Source organism: Alteromonas profundi (genome assembly GCF_010500865.1).
Taxonomy (GTDB): domain Bacteria; phylum Pseudomonadota; class Gammaproteobacteria; order Enterobacterales; family Alteromonadaceae; genus Alteromonas; species Alteromonas profundi.
Genome location: NZ_JAAAWN010000009.1, coordinates 35073 through 53128 on the forward strand (window position 1 = coordinate 35073; position 18056 = coordinate 53128).

General features: G+C 42.3%; 11 protein-coding genes and 4 tRNA genes. 14 read left to right on the forward strand and 1 reads right to left on the reverse strand.

Going from position 1 to position 18056, the window contains the following annotated elements; translation table 11 throughout:
- Positions 1–51: 51 nt before the first annotated feature.
- The 9 genes from GTH32_RS08470 (at position 52) to GTH32_RS08510 (ending at position 7919) form a co-directional block, all read left to right on the forward strand.
- Positions 52–143 (forward strand) — tRNA-Ser (locus GTH32_RS08470).
- Positions 144–516: 373 nt separating this feature from the next.
- Entirely contained in the window at positions 517–2616 is a 2100-nt protein-coding gene (ovoA, locus tag GTH32_RS08475; RefSeq protein ID WP_163084906.1) for a 5-histidylcysteine sulfoxide synthase, read from the forward strand.
- 6 nt (positions 2617–2622) lie between these two features.
- Positions 2623–4074, forward strand: coding sequence for an aminotransferase class I/II-fold pyridoxal phosphate-dependent enzyme (locus tag GTH32_RS08480; RefSeq protein ID WP_163084806.1), 1452 nt, complete (start codon positions 2623–2625; stop codon positions 4072–4074).
- Positions 4075–4281: 207 nt separating this feature from the next.
- Positions 4282–4926: a UvrY/SirA/GacA family response regulator transcription factor gene (uvrY, locus tag GTH32_RS08485; RefSeq protein WP_163084807.1), complete on the forward strand. Its 645-nt coding sequence runs from the start codon at positions 4282–4284 to the stop codon at positions 4924–4926.
- A gap of 6 nt (positions 4927–4932) precedes the next feature.
- Complete coding sequence (uvrC, locus tag GTH32_RS08490) at positions 4933–6750, forward strand: excinuclease ABC subunit UvrC (protein ID WP_163084808.1); 1818 nt, start codon at positions 4933–4935, stop codon at positions 6748–6750.
- A 106-nt stretch (positions 6751–6856) separates the two neighbouring features.
- Complete coding sequence (gene pgsA, locus GTH32_RS08495) at positions 6857–7435, forward strand: CDP-diacylglycerol--glycerol-3-phosphate 3-phosphatidyltransferase (RefSeq protein ID WP_163084809.1); 579 nt, start codon at positions 6857–6859, stop codon at positions 7433–7435.
- A 163-nt stretch (positions 7436–7598) separates the two neighbouring features.
- Positions 7599–7674 (forward strand) — tRNA-Gly (locus GTH32_RS08500).
- A gap of 25 nt (positions 7675–7699) precedes the next feature.
- A tRNA-Cys gene (locus tag GTH32_RS08505) sits at positions 7700–7773 on the forward strand.
- A gap of 59 nt (positions 7774–7832) precedes the next feature.
- Positions 7833–7919 (forward strand) — tRNA-Leu (locus GTH32_RS08510).
- Positions 7920–7971: 52 nt separating this feature from the next.
- Here the strand turns inward: GTH32_RS08510 and GTH32_RS08515 are convergent.
- A complete protein-coding gene (locus GTH32_RS08515; protein ID WP_163084810.1) occupies positions 7972–9165 on the reverse strand; it encodes an ISL3 family transposase in 1194 nt (397 codons plus the stop codon).
- A 613-nt stretch (positions 9166–9778) separates the two neighbouring features.
- On the opposite strand from GTH32_RS08515, the gene GTH32_RS08520 reads away from it, so the two are divergent.
- From GTH32_RS08520 to GTH32_RS08540, 5 genes are all read left to right on the forward strand, one after another.
- Positions 9779–11032 (forward strand): DUF6161 domain-containing protein, encoded by a 1254-nt coding sequence (locus tag GTH32_RS08520; protein ID WP_163084811.1) that lies wholly within the window; start codon positions 9779–9781, stop codon positions 11030–11032.
- Between the two features lie 56 nt (positions 11033–11088).
- Positions 11089–12780 (forward strand): FtsZ/tubulin family protein, encoded by a 1692-nt coding sequence (locus tag GTH32_RS08525; protein WP_163084812.1) that lies wholly within the window; start codon positions 11089–11091, stop codon positions 12778–12780.
- Positions 12781–13800: 1020 nt separating this feature from the next.
- Positions 13801–14909, forward strand: a protein-coding gene (locus GTH32_RS08530) for an IS3 family transposase (RefSeq protein ID WP_246223191.1) whose coding sequence is annotated in 2 segments (ribosomal slippage) — positions 13801–14053 and positions 14053–14909 — 1110 coding nt in all. Because the reading frame shifts where the segments join, the coding sequence is not laid out codon by codon here.
- 396 nt (positions 14910–15305) lie between these two features.
- The gene (locus GTH32_RS08535; RefSeq protein WP_163084813.1) at positions 15306–17189 is read left to right on the forward strand and encodes a methyl-accepting chemotaxis protein; all 1884 of its coding nucleotides are present in this window, start codon (positions 15306–15308) and stop codon (positions 17187–17189) included.
- Positions 17190–17368: 179 nt separating this feature from the next.
- Positions 17369–18052 (forward strand): tRNA-uridine aminocarboxypropyltransferase, encoded by a 684-nt coding sequence (locus tag GTH32_RS08540; RefSeq protein ID WP_163084908.1) that lies wholly within the window; start codon positions 17369–17371, stop codon positions 18050–18052.
- Positions 18053–18056: the final 4 nt, after the last annotated feature.

Sequence of the window (18056 nt, forward strand, 5' to 3'; positions counted from 1 at the left end):
AAATTAGTGCTTTACAGAGAAAATTAAATCATTAAGATACGCAGCACTTAAGGAGAGTTGGCAGAGCCCGGTTTAATGCACCTGACTTGAAATCAGACGTGGGGTCAAACCCACCGGGGGTTCGAATCCCTCACTCTCCGCCATATTCGTAAAACCCGCACATTGTTGCGGGTTTTTTTATGCTCAAGAAAAGTCATGTAACGCGTACTTGCGTATTTCTGATAGCTGCAATGCAAAGTACCATCATTTAATTCACCTATTTGTATTGCAACCTGTTTATTGCCTCCATCTTTCGCCATAGGGGCGAAATTTATTTTGATCTCGGCGTGTCCTTTTAAGGTATTAAGCGTTCATTCCAAAATAACCTAAACAAAGTTAAACCTCTGCATATCAATTATTGTGGTAAAACATTATATACATACGGGTTTCTACGCTATATAACACTAAATGCAGACTACTCATTGCAGGCAAGGTTTTCGTGTGCGCAACAACATAGATAAAAATAATGAGGATATTATGCAGGCCAAAAGTACGCTCAACTTGCGAGACGGCAGTATTGAGCAGAAACGCGAAGAAATAAAAGCATACTTCTTAGATTCTTTTGATACGTACGAGTGTTTATTTACTAGTTTAAAAAATGATGACGCTTATTATCAGCGCCCCGAAAAACTTCGTCATCCACTTATTTTCTATTACGGACATACAGCAACGTTCTTTATAAATAAGTTAATATTAGCTAAGTTGCTGACTAACCGAATTAATCCTGAGTTCGAATCGCTATTTGCCATTGGTGTAGATGAGATGAGCTGGGATGATTTAAACGAAAACAACTACACTTGGCCTGCGGTATGTGACGTTCGCGATTATCGTTTAAAGGTGCGCGACACCGTACTTTCTCTCATCGATACACTTGATTTCACTTTGCCTATTACTTGGGAAAGTGCAATGTGGCCGATAATTATGGGTATTGAACACGAGCGTATTCACCTAGAAACGTCATCTGTGTTGATCCGCCAACTCCCTCTTACATGTGTTGAAACAAACCACAAGGCCTGGCCCATGTGCCCAGAAAGCGGAACTGCCCCGGGCAATAGCCTTTTAGACGTGCCCGGCGGAAAGGTATATAGCAATAAACAATGGGATGACGCTTACTATGGCTGGGACAACGAATATGGCTTACTCGAAGACGAAGTAAGTGCATTTAAAACCAGTAAATATTTAGTATCTAACGGCGAGTTTCTTCAGTTTGTTGAAGACGGGGGTTACCAAAATGCTGAGTATTGGGAAGAAGAAGGAAATAGGTGGCGTGAATACACCAACGCGAAACATCCTGTTTTTTGGATTAAAAGTGATACCGGCTACCAATATCGAAGCATGTTAAATCTCATTGATTTGCCGCTAAACTGGCCTGTCGATGTTAATTACCATGAAGCGAAAGCCTTCTGTAATTATATGAGTGTCAAATCTGGTGAAGTTATTCGTCTTCCTACGGAAAGTGAATGGTTGCGCTTGCGTGACTATGCCAACGTTAATGAACCTACCTATAGTGATGGCTTCAATATTGCCTTACAACGCTATGCCTCAAGTGTACCTGTAGACACCCACCAGAAAAATGGGTTCTACGATATTGTGGGCAACGTTTGGCAGTGGACGGAAACGCCCATCTATCCCTTTGACGGGTTTAAGGTTCATCCCTTGTATGATGATTTCACTACACCTACGTTTGATAACAAGCATAACCTTATAAAAGGTGGCAGCTGGATATCGACAGGGAATGAGGCTATGCAGAATAGCCGTTATGCTTTTAGACGACACTTTTTTCAACATGCTGGTTTTAGATATGTTCAATCAGCCCAACCCATTGCGGTAAATGATTTGGATTATGAAAGCGATACACAAGTTTCTCAGTACAGTGAGTTTCATTATGGTGACACGTATTTCGGGGTAGAGAATTTTGGTAAAGCTAGCGCCGATTTTTGCGTCTCTTTTATGCAGGGCGGGAAAATGAACAAAGCCTTAGATTTAGGCTGCGCTGTGGGGCGCTCTACGTTTGAGTTGGCTAAAATATTTAGCCATGTAGATGGTATCGACTTCTCAGCACGCTTTATTAAAACAGCATTTGCCATGCAAGAGCATGGAGAAATCCGCTATACCTTGATAGAAGAGGGTGAGCTTACGTCATTCAAAGTTCGTAAACTTAAAAGTTTAGGGCTTGATAAAAGCGCACATCGTGCTCATTTTTATCAAGGGGATGCATGTAATCTAAAAGCCCAGTTCACTGGTTACGACCTTATCTTTATGGGGAACTTGCTTGATAGAGTATATAGCCCGAGAAAAGTGCTAAAAGATATTACTGAACGTTTAAACCAAGGCGGTATATTGGTAGTAGCATCTCCTTTTACTTGGCTTGAAGAATACACAGAACGTAGCGAGTGGCTAGGCGGCAATAAAGACGTAAATGGCGAAACTCTTACCTCAACCGAAGCCTTAGAGGATACGTTAAAACCACAGTTAAAGCGCGTAGCGCCACCGCGAGAGGTCCCTTTTGTCATACGGGAAACGAAACGCAAATATCAACATTCTTTATCAGAGTTTAATGTATTTCGAAAGGAATAGCTGACTGTGAAGCAAGCCCAATTAGAGCAATGGGTTACGCATATCGATAGCATTACAAATGAATTTGCGCCTGTTTTCAAAAAGGCGCAAATTTGGCAGCGCCCCAGTACGGTTGACACAGAATCGAATGCGCTTCCCCCTGATAATGCGAAAACCTCAGCCTATACAAGGCGACTAAAACATCATTTAGCCCATCGTTTTCCCTACGCTGCGCCAGAATCTATTGCCATGTGGATCGCCGACATGGACACACACCCATCAAGTCACATCGCTGAAGGCTGCAGCCGTTTTTTAACCAACAATTTTGGTTATCAAGCGATAGAGATAGGGCCGATAGTTTCTAAGTGGTTTTCAACGCAAGGTGTTAGGGTGTCAGCGGCAAGTGTAACAAGTGTTGCAAGTGTAATGAGTGGGGTGGATATAGCTCTATCGTTGCTAACGCAGCCAGGGGACAAAGTCATGCTACTGTCGCCTACTTATGGCCCTTTAAAAGAACGGATAGTAAATCAAAAACGCACTCTTATCGAGATCCCTTTGTTAAAGCTTGCTTACGCAAAGCAAGATGACTTTAAACAGTTAATCGCTCTACTTCAGCCCGATGCAAAAGCGCTGGTGGTGTGCCACCCCAATAATCCCACTGGAACAATATTACCTGCCGAAATTCAGCGAGCTGTGGCACTGTTTTGTGACACCCACGGTATCACTATTATCAGTGACGAGGTTCATAGTGAATTTGGCTATTTAAATAGTGCCCCAAAACAACCAATTTTACCCTTCGGTTATGGATATCTTAACAACGACGACACCGTTCTCGATATAGCGAGCTTATGGCGTACTAACGATGAGTGTCCACAAAGTGACGCAGTAAGTGACGGTGAAAGTAGTGGGTGTCCAGAAGGTCGGGGTGGGTGTCCAGAAAGGTGGGGTGACAACAATGGGTGTCCAGAGAAGGGAAGGGTTAAAAGTGATGGGTGTCTAAAAAATGGTATTCATTTTAATAGCGTTTCAAAGGCATTTAATTTGGCGGCTATTCCGGGGGCTTCGTATGCGTTAATCGAAAACGATGCGTTGCGCGAGCGCTTTAAGCAAGAAGTGAGTCGTCGTCATTTAGACGCTTCGTCCATTTCGCAAGTTGCGTTAAAAGAGGCTTATGAGCACGGTTTGCCTTGGCTCAATAGAGTAAGAGAAGCAATTCATATTAATCGTCAATATACCCACGCTATAATGCAAGCACTTCCCTTGGATGTCTCTTATTCTATGGGAGATGCAGGGTATTTTCTGTGGTTAGATTTACGCAGTCACTTTCCGGACAATACCTTTAAAACGGCGTGCGAACGAGGCGTTGTTGGGGTTGATGGAAGCCAGTTTGGTGCCCCTGGCTTTATTCGTTTAAATTTAGCTTGCCATCCAACATTCATTGCAAAAGCGCTTAAACGTCTTTTTGCCTATGCTTCATAAGCGTAACTAATACCCCGTGTTAACTGGGTTAAATAAAGCACCAATATGCGCGTTGAATGCCATAAATTCTAACCTTAAGGTTCACCTTGTCGTATCTCGTGGTATGATGAAGAATGCGTATTGATGATGTCAATATAAGTGTTAAGTAGGGCTTAAAGCCTATTTAATATCATGGACATATATAATTGTAGTCAGTGAGATACTAGTGTGATTAAAATTATCCTAGCAGATGATCATGATTTGGTCAGAACAGGGATCCGCCGAATTTTGGAAGACGAAAAAGACTTTTCTATTATTGCAGAAGCAAAGAATGGAGAAGAAGCGGTGCAACTTTGCCGCAAGAACGCGCCAGATGTGGTACTCATGGATGTGAATATGCCAGGCATTGGTGGTCTTGAAGCCACCAAGCGAATTGTTCGAATGTCTGAAAACACCCGCGTGGTGTGTGTGTCTATGGTTAAAGAAAGCCCTATACCTATGCAGGTTATGAATGCAGGCGCCTTCGGCTTTCTTACCAAAGATGCAGAGCCAAGTGAAGTGATACGCGCGATTTACAAAGTCGCGGCGGGACAAAAGTATCTCGACAACGAATTAGCGCACAGTATTGCAATTGAAAAGCTCTCTCCTAGCGCAGATAATCCGTTTAATGAATTGTCGTCTCGTGAATTAAGTATTGCGCTTAGGCTAACTAAAGGACAACGGGTTCCTGATATTGCCCAGGAACTTAGTATTAACGCGAAAACAGTGAATACCTATCGCTATCGCATGTTCGAAAAGTTAGGCGTAACCACCGATGTTGAACTAACGCACCTTGCGTTACGTCACAAACTTATTGATTCCAATTTACTTTAATTGGTTATGTCTACGTTCGACTCTGCCGCGTTTTTAAAAAACCTTACCTCCCAGCCGGGCGTTTATCGTATGTATAACGCCCAGCAAGAAGTCATTTATGTCGGTAAGGCCAAGAACCTTAAAAAGCGTGTGTCCAGTTACTTTCGCCTTCAAGTCGATAATGCGAAAACCCGTTCTTTGGTAAGCCAAATAGCGGATATGGACGTTACCGTGGTTAACAGTGAAACCGAAGCGTTTCTACTTGAAAATAATTTTATAAAAAAATACAAACCTCGTTATAACGTGGTTATGCGGGATGACAAATCATACCCGTTTATTTTTCTCTCCGACCACCAGCACCCACGGTTGTCTTTTCATCGCGGGCCGCAAAAAAAGAAAGGCCAATATTTTGGCCCTTATCCCAGCGCATGGGGAGTGCGAGAAAGCTTACGATCCATGCAGAAAATATTTCCGGTTCGCCAGTGTGAAGACAGTTATTATCGCGCGCGAAGCCGCCCTTGTTTGCAGTATCAAATGCAGCGATGCAGTGCACCGTGTGTAGAAGGTTATGTAAGCGATGAAGAATATGCTGACCAGGTTAAATTAGCTACGCTGTTTTTAAATGGGAAAAACCAGCAGGTGATAGGTTCGTTGGTGGAGAAAATGGAACGCGCTAGCGAACAACTAAACTTTGAAGCAGCAGCTCGTTATCGCGATCAAATTAATGCCTTACGAAAAGTACAAGAACGCCAATGGGTGTCTGGTACGCAAGATGAGATGGATGTATTTGGGTTCGCGCTAAAAGGTAACATGGCGTGTATACAGGTAATGTTTATACGCGATAGCCAACTGCTTGGTAGTAAAGCATTCTTTCCAAAAGTGCCCTCTACAGCAGACGAACAAGAAGTGTTTGAATCCTTCTTTCTTCAGTTTTATTTGGCTGGTAATAAAGTTATCCCGAAACAAATAGTACTACCTCGACCTCTTAGCGATGAAGCTGCCATTACAGATTTATTAACAACGGAAGCATCTCATAAGGTCACCTTCTTTAAGGGGGCTAGGGATGAAAAACGCCGTTATTTACAGCTTGCGCAAGCTAATGCAGAAACAGCGCTTGAGAGCCAATACAGTGCTCAAAAATCTGTTTTCGCCCGCTATGTAGATTTAGAAGCAGCACTTGAAGTAGATTCGCCCATTCAACGAATGGAATGCTTTGATATAAGCCATACGTCTGGCCAACAAACGGTAGCCTCTTGTGTGGTATTTAACCGCGAAGGCCCACTAAAAAGTGATTATAGGCGGTATAATATTGAAGGTATTACGCCGGGTGATGATTACGCAGCAATGGCCCAAGCGCTAAAACGTAGATACAAATCCGTTAAAGAAGTACAGAAAATTCCAGATTTACTGTTAATTGATGGTGGGAAGGGACAATTGGCTCAAGCTGAGTCGTTTTTTGAAGACTGGCCTCATGATAAAAAGCCCATGTTACTTGGTGTTGCGAAAGGGACCACACGTAAACCCGGGCTTGAAACATTAATCTTAGCAGGCAGTCACGCAGTAGTTCCTATGGACAGTCACGCGCCGGCGCTTCATCTAGTACAGCATATTCGCGATGAGTCTCATAGGTTTGCTATCACTGGGCATAGAAACCGCAGGCAAAAAGTAAAAACGACATCAAGTTTAGAAACTATACCGGGAGTAGGCGCAAAACGCAGACAAAACTTACTTAAATATATGGGCGGCTTGCAGGGTCTTAAAAAAGCCAGTAAAGATGAAATAGCCGGTGTGCCTGGCATTAGCCGCGAATTGGCAGATGTTATCTACGATCACTTGCATCAATAATATATACATTGCCGCGAACTCTTCAGTTAATTACGTTACTGTATAGATAGAAAACGCAATCATGCGGCGCTAAACCTGCCAGAAATGGCACACAATGAGATTTTTTATGTGGACTGTTCCAAATTTAATTACGCTTTTCCGAGTCATTCTTATACCTGTATTTGTAACCATTTATTTTCTTGACTGGCGCTGGGCTCATGAGGCGGGGGCATTTGTTTTCTGGCTAGCGGCAATCACTGATTGGGTTGATGGCTATTTGGCAAGAAAGCTAAAGCAATCTACCCCCTTTGGCGCTTTTCTCGACCCCGTAGCGGATAAGCTAATTGTAGGCGCGGCGTTATTAATGATAACGCATAGCTATGCGAGTTTATGGATTACCATACCTTCAATAATATTATTAGTACGAGAAATTTACGTTTCTGCATTGCGAGAGTGGATGGCGCATAATGGCGTTCGCGAAGCAGTAAAAGTATCTTTTATAGGCAAGGCAAAAACAACTGCACAAATGTTAGCCATTATTGGTTTGCTGTCGGGACTTGAGAGCTTTTTAGGTTTTCCGATTTATTGGGTTTCATTAGGTCATGGTCTGCTTTACATTGCCGCTGTGCTGTCTTTATGGTCAATGGTTGTGTACACCAAAGCGGCGTGGCCACACTTAAGTGGTCAAATAAATAAAGCAAATTGATCGCGTTATAAACAAAGTGAATAAAAATAAAGCAAACGAACCTAAAAATGCGAATTTTCCTTAAATTTCACTGTTTTTCGTATTGACAGTTTGGCGGTTGCAGGTAGAATGCACCCCACATTTCGAGAGGACATCACCGAAACGAAATGTAAGATTTAAGAGTGCGGGAATAGCTCAGTTGGTAGAGCACGACCTTGCCAAGGTCGGGGTCGCGAGTTCGAATCTCGTTTCCCGCTCCAAAATCTAAAATGCAATAGCTAGTAGGGCGGAATGGCAGAATGGCTATGCAGCGGATTGCAAATCCGTGGATCTCGGTTCGACTCCGGGTTCCGCCTCCATAAGCTGCCTTGCAGCATCAGGTTCTACGCCTGACACCTTTGCTGAAAAGCAACCCGATGCCCGGGTGGTGAAATTGGTAGACACAAGGGATTTAAAATCCCTCGCTGGTAACAGCGTGCCGGTTCAAGTCCGGCCCCGGGCACCATTTCTATATTTCATAAAATTCTAGGCTCTACCCCATAAACGGGGATCAGCACTTATCTTACCCTATTGATAACACCATCCCATCCGCAATGGGTCATCACTCTTATTCTGTAATTTTCAAAGTTTCTAAAACCATACGCTCTTCTCGATATCATTTCCATTTTGTTGTGGAAGCCTTCTGTTATACCGTTGTTGCGAGTAAAGCGCCACATTGCCACTATCGGTTGTAGCCAGGACGTCAAGGTCTTCGCTAAGGCTTTGAGTGGGCTTTGATGCAGCTGTGCTAGTAACTCTAAAAATTGAGGTAATTTTTTCTCCATCCGATTTTGGTTCATCGTTTTCATCAGCACGAAACGGATGAGCTTTTGTTTCGTTATATACAATGCGCGTAGGACGGGGTAGTTCGCCAAGTAACGGTCTAAGTTTGCTCTGTTATCTTCGTTTAGTCGCCATTGATGCCGTCGCATTAAACTCAGTAAGCCACGATTCTTTCTCCCCTCGGGGTGCTGTATTTGCCATGCTTCCAAAACATCATGGTTTATCAATCGCACGACATGAAAGCGGTCAGCGACGATTGTCGCGTTAGGAAAGTACTTTTTAGCAATGCTGCGATATGTTTCGGACAAATCCATAGCGATGAGTCGCACGTTTTCTTTGCCGGGTAAATGGCGTAGATAGCTGCGTAAGCTCAGCTCAGAACGGCCCAACTTCACATCAAAAACGTTGCGGTTACGTAAATCCACTAGCGTAGTGGCGTAGCCCTTTTTGCGCGTGAAGAAGTGTTCGTCTATGCCCAACATCTCGGGGCAGGGGCGACTGATAATCTCTTTATATTTTTGGCTGATATGAGATTGGTACCAACGCTCTACCGTAGTTGGACTAATGCGATGTGTGCGTGAGATACCACGCTGCGTAACACCGCCGTGGTGCGCTTCAAAGACTTCCAAGCGGAAGCACTCCGATGCCCTATAGCGAGGCCGAATCCCAACAAAAGGGTGCCTGAAATAACGACCACAGCATCGACAATGATACTTAGGCACCTTTAAATATAGCGTTAGCACCTGATTACCTTGACGCTTGTGCTTTACAGTGCGCTTATGTGTAGCTTTTATGCGTAAATGTCGACTCTCACAATGCTTGCATAGAGGCTTTTTAGTAGGCTTTGCCCACACTTCAATAAAATCATGTCGATGAACACGTTCTATTTCTAACTCACTTATGCCTAAAATAGTACCTGCGTGGGACATCTGTACTCTCCATTAAATGATTCTTCGCAAAATCAGTTTAATGAATGCGGCTGTCCTCCGTTAATGATGAAGAGCCTTCACGGGTCCTTTTGGAAAGGGGGGGGGTACGGCACACGGAACCGCGTATCTTTAACAGCTATAGAAAATTTCAAAGGGGGGTTATATTGTAATTGGTATAACTTCAATTAAATCTATGGGTTAAATGATGTGTGAATTCATATTTAGTTCGAGTTATTATCTTTGGTTCGTTTTAATGGTGGGTATATCGGCCCATTAAATCGAACGTTTGCACTAAGGTATTGTATACCAGACCTAATTTATAAATATTACTCAAAGGGTAACTGATTTTTACCTCGTTATAGGTGTTCATACTCATTAAGGCAAGACTAAAACAGTGTGTGTCGAATCGGGCTTCTCTTCGCGTGAAAGCAAAAGAATAAGGGGCACGGGGTTAGATAGGTATATTTCGACTGCAAAAAGTGCAAATAGTGCAAATATTAGAAAAAACTGTACATTTATCAGAGCTATCTAATCTTTGCAGTTTCTACTTGTGTAAATCTTAAAGTGCAAATTTGTATTAAGTAGTGCAAATATTCTTTTACAAGGAGTTTCCATGCCAAGGGATCATTCGATTCATATCTCAATAAGTGATAAATCTGGAGAAAGTTTTTCGTTTTCCTCTCTAAAAGAGCTAAAACGGTTTCTCAATAAAGAAACAAAGTTTTGGAAAGAGGTTAGAAACGGGCTTTCAAATGAAAAGCTGAATCACGCTATTTTTGATGCTTCTTCAATATTCGATAACTATCTAGCAAAGGTGGAAGTAATCGAGAATAAAGTTCATTTAGAAGATACTGAAGTCCAACAAGAGTTGAGCAGATTGCAACGCAGTATATTCAATAATCGAAAGAATAGTTGGTTGTGGTCAGGGCACGAATATGTACACCAGTTTCTAGATATTTTATCTACGAAAAACGCTGAAACCGCTAACGCATTTATAGACTATGTGGCCAACGGTACTCTTTCAAATATCGGTAAGTCATTGTTTGATGGTCAACTAATGGGCTATGAATTTGCTTATCAGGACTCTGACTTGGTCAAAAGAAGAAAAGCAGAGCGAGCTTCTATATCAAAGATAAGGAGGCAGTTTGAAGAGGCCAATGAGAGCTTTTTAGCAGAAACTGAGAAGTCTAAGCGGGATTTTGAAGATTGGATTCAACTTACGGAAAAAAGCTATGATAGCTGGAGTCAAAGACTAGAAAAGAGGACTGCAAGACGTCACAAAGCCTATAAAAGTTTGGCAAAGAAAGAAGCAGTTCGAATCGGCGAAAAATATAGTCAGAAAGTTGAGAAATGGGAGTTGAGAATTAATGAACTTGAACATACCTATCAAGAGAAGCTAAGACTAGAAAAACCTGCGTCATATTGGAAAAAGTCTGCCTCAAAGTTACAGATCCAAGGTATTGTTTTTACGTTCATTCTCATACTATTAATATCATCCGGCATTTATGTCCTAACAGACTTCTTCAAACTATGGCTACTAAGAGGCGAGCAGCCCCTGAACTTGGGCTCGCTACAAGGAATAGTGCTTTTTGGTGCAATTGCAGCTATTTTTGCGTTTTTAGCACGTGTACTTGCAAGGCTATCATTTAGCTCTTTTCATTTGATGCGAGATGCAGAAGAAAGAGAACAACTTACGTATTTGTACTTATCTCTCACAGAGGATGCAAAAGTTGACAAGGAGTCGCGCGATATTGTTTTACAAGCACTGTTCAGCCGCTCTGAAACAGGGCTGCTAACTAACGAAAACGGCCCTTCAATGCCTAATATGCATGACTTGACGAATAAGTTCACAAAGTCGCAGCAATAATAAATTATCAGGACGCTATCGTCGTGCTATAGCTACTATCAAAGTGGAGGTTGCAAGTGTTTGAGCTGGTGGAAACTGAAGACAAACCGAATATCAAAGTTCGAGCATTTGGCGTTGGAACTGTAGGCTGCAGATTACTTTCGAATACGAAATTTAAAATAGATGAGAGCATAGAGCTTGTATATATCCATGCAGAAAACGACTTTTTAGAGAGCTTGGATTCGCAAGAGAATTTCAAAATAATTCTGCGAGACGACTGCAATCGAGTTAACAACCTAAGTGATGCAAATCGAGCTATTGAACAAAAGCATTCGGAGTTGACTAGATTAATAGATGAAGCTGATTTGATATTTGTAGTCGCTGGGCTAGGTGGTGCAACAGGAAGTGGTTGTTCTCCGTATATCGCCAAGTTGGCAAAACAGATAGGTACGCTCTGTGTTGGTATGTTTTCACTTCCTTTTGGTTTTGAAGGCCGCGGAAAAAAAGGGGTGGCCCTTAAAGCGTATGCAGAATTAGCGAAAGTTACCGATTCTTTATTACTTATAGAAAATGATCTTTTCCTCGACTCTTTTAAAAACAATAAAGATGGAAAGCTTCAATCAAATCTTTTTGAGGATTCAAATAAATATTTCTATTCACTGATAGCAGGTACGTCTGGCGCACTGTTCAAACCTAGTTTGTTAAAAATAGAGTACGAAGATGTAAGGGCTGTATTGGAAAGCATGGGACCGTGCGCAGTAGGCGCTGGCGTTAGCTCCGGTGAAAATAGAGCTCAACAAGCCGCGCAAAACGCAATAATTAATTCGGAAAAAAACGGCGCTGACACTTCAACAGCTAAGGGGATACTTGCTGTTATTACGTGCGGTCCCGATTTCTCTATCGATGAATTGGAGAGTGTCGGAAATGCAATTAAAGCGATACTCAATGAACAAATTACGGTAGTTATGGGAACTATTATCGACTTAGAAATGAGTGACGAACTTGAAGTCTTTATTACACTATCTGGCTTAAAAGAACTGCCTATCGATTTTGATGTGAATGGCTATGAGTTTTATGCTGAAGTAGTGAGGACAATCGAGTTTGCTCCGCACCAGGCCAGTGCAGGTTTATCTATTTTGTCTTACTTTGGAGAAATAATTAAGCAAAAGCATTCAGATGTTAATGCAAATTTCAAAATCGAGCAGCTATCAAATTCGGTTGTACTTACTATTGAAACTGTAAACGGTCATATTGAAAAGTTAGAAAAAACATTGGACGAATACGGAGACGTAATAATTGGCGCTAAGAGTCCATCGCAATTCCTGCAGGATGAGTTGAATGTACAAAAGCTGGAACTAAAGCTTGAGACAGCCGCATTGGAAATTCGTCAAAACGAACGATTGTTATTGATGTACCAAGAGCAGAATAGTGATTACAAATTGCGTCTAGATAGGGTTGAAGAGCAACTTTATAGACTTCAAAAATCTTTGTCTGATGGCTTAAGTAGCACGAACAAAAGTATGGCTAGCCTGATTTCAAAGCAGGAACAACTTCCCAATGGATTAATTGAAACCATAAATGAATTTAAACATCGAGAACTACCCGATGAAGTATCTGATCTCATAGAGAGAAAAGTTAAAGAGTTATACCAAAATGATCGCAATGGATTTTTGAGTTTTTCTGCCCTAGTCAAAAACGGAGTTTACGGTGTAGTAGGAAACAGCATGTACTCATTCTTGATTCAATTGATTAATACAGTTCCTAAATAGATTTTCTGCAAAATGAGAAGGCTGACATAAGCGTCCGAAAAGTCCCACATTGCAATTTTAATTTCATCAGGAAGTCTTGCAGTATCTTTGCTAAGTCTTCTATTCGCTATTAAACAATCGAGATTTAATAACAAAAACGAGAAATTAGAGGTATTAGATAAGGTATATCATGACGCTTGTGATTTACTTGTTTTCCATTACCGAAACACGATTGAAAAGCCATTTGGAGTTTCAACAAGCAGTGCGAGAGTTTATGGAGCTTCTTTTGTCATACCGGCACACATCACGGAGGAAAATGAGAAAAAGGATTATTGCAGGAAGGTAAGAGAAGCATACTCATCGCATGAGAAGACAACACAGTCCAGAATCTTTGATGAGCATATCAACTACCAATCCCCAGTTTTTCATTTAAAGCATATCGAGTATGAAAGTAAATCTAATAGAATTTTGTTTCATGTCACTGAAAACATCTCACTTGTTAGCCGAGTAATACAAAAGATTTGCCAAGATATGATTTTGATGAATCCGGAAAGTGTCAAGAGAGCATATTTAGCTCTGAAAAGAATCAATGAGGATACGTGCGAAAAGATACATGATGACATCAAGGAACCCTATTTAGAGCTTTTATTATCGATACGGCATGAACATATACGGCTCAACTCCTCGGCTAGAAATAGTTGGTCAGAAGTTTGGTTTAGAATATCCAGAAAGCTGCGAAGTTACTACACCAGCAAATTGAGGAGATAAGACAAAAATTTATATAATAACTTTTCATAAGAAACTGAAGAATAGACACCTAAAATTTGAGACTTCAGTTTCTAAAAAGTGGTGCTACATATGGTGCTATAACTTTGGGTTTCGTTTAAAATAATTAATTTAAAACAATGCCTTAATTCTAATTTTTATCTCCGGCCCCGGCACCATTTCTTTTTGCGTCATGGCTCTACCCCATGTCCACTTCCCCTAAACTGAGACAGACTTAATTGGAGTTTTCTGCAATGATTAATGCAGGAGACGACTATGAAAAAATCACGCTACACAGAATCTCAGATCATTGGGGTGTTAAAAGAAGTTGATGCAGGTATGAAGGTTGAGGAAGTCTGCCGTCAACACGGTATCAGCAGCGCAACCTATTACAATTGGAAGTCCAAGTACGGCGGCATGGAAGCGTCTGACGTCAAACGATTGAAAGAGCTTGAAGAAGAAAATGCCAAGCTTAAAAAGATGTTTGCAGATGTCAGCTTAGAAAATAATGCCATTAAGGAGCTTGTCGCAAAAAAGGGTTGGTGACAGCAGAGAAACGAGAGTGCGTCAGCATCCTAGTTGATGCGGGACTAAGTATCGTAAAGGCCTGTCTGTTTGTTGGTATTGGCCGTGCGACCTTTTATCGTCCAGAGAGAGACTGGCGCAAAGCGGATGCTGCTGTCATTGATGCCATCAATGCGGTTTTGGAGAAGTCGCCACGAGCAGGCTTCTGGAAGTGTTTTGGCCGAATGCGGTTCAAAGGCTTTCGCTTCAACCACAAGCGCGTCTATCGTGTTTACTGCCAAATGGGATTGAACCTGCGGCGCAGAACTAAACGGGTACTGCCCAAGCGAATAGCCCAGCCACTGGAAGTGCTGGATCAGGTTAATCATCAATGGGCGTTGGACTTTATGCATGACACGTTATATTGCGGCAAACGGTTCAGAACTCTGAATGTGGTGGATGAAGGCACGAGGGAATGCCTTGCTATAGAGGTCGATACGTCTTTGCCCGCTGGCCGTGTCGTACGCGTGTTAGAACAACTTAAGGCTGAGCGAGGATTACCAACTCAGCTGCGTATGGATAATGGCCCAGAGCTAATTTCGGCAATGCTAACAGATTGGTGTGAAACCAATAATATTGAACTGGTATATATCCAGCCAGGTAAGCCACAGCAAAATGGCTTTGTTGAACGCTTTAACGGTTCATTCCGCAGAGAGTTTCTGGATGCTTACTTGTTTGAAAATCTCAATCAAGTAAGAGAAATGGCCTGGTTCTGGCGACTGGATTATAACGAAGAAAGAACACATGAAAGTCTCGGTAACCTGCCTCCGGCAGCTTACCGAGCAAAACTAGAAAACTCTAATTCAGCACTGTCTCATTAATGGGGAAGTGGACACCCATAAACGGGGAATCAGCACTCATCTTACCCTATTGATAACACCATCCCATCCGCAATGGGTCATCACTCTTATTCTGTAATTTTCAGGTTCTACCCCATAAACGCGAAAGCTCGTTTTGAGTAAAATACTGTTCGTCGGCATTATACTATATTGATCTGACACATCTTCCCGATCTCTTGATTTATCCCGAAATACAAAAAAATAAGTGAAATGACAATAGGTTAACGTTATATTAACACGCTATGCACGGGTGTGCCGATGAACGGTTAATAATACGCCGGCTTTTGCTTAGTTTGCCCAGTGTATGAATCTCAACCTCTATTGGTGAGGTTATTTATCGTCTTTTTGTTTTTAAGAGCCGTTTCCGCAGGGAGCATTATGCTAAAAAATATGTCGTTGAAAAATAAACTCGCGATTTCAGCCAGCTTTGCCATTATCGTAAGCAGCGTTACTGTCAGTGTGTTGTCGTTACAGTCGTCTCTCGACCGTCTTAAACTCTTAGTGGATGAACGTGTTAATAGCTCTATGACCTCTTATAACCAATATGTTAGTGATTGGTTGGCGTCGAAAGAGAATGCACTTATGTCTCTACCACAAGGGGGTGAAGAAGATAATTTAGTTGTGCATCTGCAGCAATTAAAAAACTCTGCGGGTTTTGACAACGTGTTTGCTGCATTTGATGATGGTACACAACAAAATGCTAATGGCGTCGTACTACCCGCTGGCAATGACGATCCACGTCAGTGGGGATGGTATAAAAATGCCGCTAAAAACCCGTCAGATGTGTTCATCGATAACCCTACTGTTGCCGCAGCAACCGGCGCGAATGTAGTGTCATTAGGTAAAGCACAATCCTTATTTAACCGCCAGTTTATTCTTGGTGCTGACGTAGAAATTACTGATATTTTAACTACCATGGAGCAAGTTATTCTGCCTGGAGAAGGTTTTATGTTTATCGCAAATGAAAGCGGTTACATTTTTTCTCATCCAGATACTTCGCTGTTGAACAAATCGGTTGAAACCCTAGGTATAAATAGAACGCAAATTCGAGAGGTGATAGGGGCTACGTCTAATAATTTAGTAGACATAGACGGGGAGGAGGTAGAGATGTTCGCACTTCCTATTGAAAACACCGCGTTGGTCACGGTTGTTGCTATCAACTACCGCTCTTTAGTCGCGCCTATTTACAACCAGTTGTACAAGCAACTAGGTGTTACAGTTCTATTAGTTATTGTGTGTATTGTTCTTTTTAATGTTTTATGCAACATACTATTTAGGCCGTTACAAAATGTTGCTGCGGCTTTATCCCAAATAGCTAATGGGAGTGGCGACTTATCGAAGCGCATCGACATAGACGCTAACGATGAAGTAGGTCACTTAGCGAATGATTTCAATCGGTTTGTGGCGAAGTTGCATGAGTTAATATTACATATTCAAACTCAAGCACAAGGGTTAACGGCGCAGTCAAATAGCAGTGAAGATCGCGCTGAATTATCGGCCTCAAAACTAGCACAACAACAGCATGATATATCTATGGTTGCCACTTCTGTTACCGAAATGGCGTCAGCAACGCAAGCCATAGCGCAAAATGCAGAGCAAGCTGCAAAGGTAGCTACAGACTCGTCGAAGATTACGAAAGACGGCAGTACCCTGGTGATGACAACGCGCCAAGCAATCACTCACTTGGCGAAAGAGCTGTCAAGCGCTAGCAATGTGGTGTCTGAATTAGATAAGCATGCACAGGAAATCTCGGTGGTTATAGCAACCATTCAAGGCATTGCAGAACAAACAAATTTACTTGCGTTAAACGCTGCTATTGAAGCTGCTCGAGCTGGGGAGCAAGGCCGTGGCTTCGCAGTAGTAGCCGATGAGGTGCGGGTACTTTCTCAGCGCACCCACGCGTCCACAGAAGAAATTAAATCTACTATCGAAACGCTTCAAGGAATAACCGCCCGTGCCGTTGGCATTATGAGCAGTAGCTCAGCCCAAGCTGATAAAACGGTTCAGCATGCTGATAATGCTAGCGAGGCATTAATACAAATAAATGAGTCGGTGGCCTCTATTACCGATATGGCCAGTGAAATATCCACCGCCGCCGAACAGCAAACCTATGTTACTGAAGAGATCACGCAGAATATTACTGCCATTAAGGATGTTACGGATGAACTTGCCGTAGGCGCAGATGAAAGCTTAAAACAAGCGACGGAACTCAAAGCAGAAGCACAGAGTTTAAGCAGTAAAGTGAGTTCATTTACGCTCTAGATGGAGATTATCTATTGGGGATTTAAGCCAACATTTATCAAAGTGTTGGCCTAAAACAGTTTAACTCAGCATAATGTATATATCCCTAAAAAGGCAATAAACCCCGAATAATGGTATTGTTACGATATAATGCAGCGTAACCCACAGTAGTAAATTCAGCAATGTTAACCAATTCTATTATGCAATTGCGCGCCGACGAACTAGCCCGCGCGCAACGCCCTTTCCACGCGCGGGGCAGCAAGGTTGTGCGCTGCGAGCAGTGCCTTCTACCCAGCCCCCAATGTATTTGTCAGTTCAAGCCTTCTCCTCTGACAGATTGCGCGGTGGTGTTTATTATGTATAAAGGGGAGTATTACAAGCCTACAAATACGGGGCGACTCATCGCCGATGTGGTAGCAGAAAATTACGCCTTTTTATGGCATCGCACCGAGCCGGATAAGTCGCTACTCGCGTTATTGCGTAATCCGCGTTATCAACCAATAGTAGTGTTTCCCCACGAGTATGCTGCGCCTCCTCGCTGTATTCATACGCTGAATAAAGTGAACAATAAAAAACCCCTGTTTATATTCCTTGATGGCACGTGGCGGGAAGCGAGAAAAATGTTCGGTAAAAGCCCCTATTTGGACAATATTCCAGTGTTAGGGGTATCACCCGATATAGCGTCGAATTATTTATTGCGTGAATCGTCTCATGGATTCCAACACTGTACTGCAGAGGTGGGGGTGAGTGTGTTAGATTTAGCAGGAGAGAAGAGTGCCGCGCAAGCACTGGCGCACTATTTTAGCGTGTTTCGTCATCATTACTTGATGGGGAAACCTCATTTAAGTCATAAAATTGAATTTGCTAAATCTCAAGTGGGCTAATAAG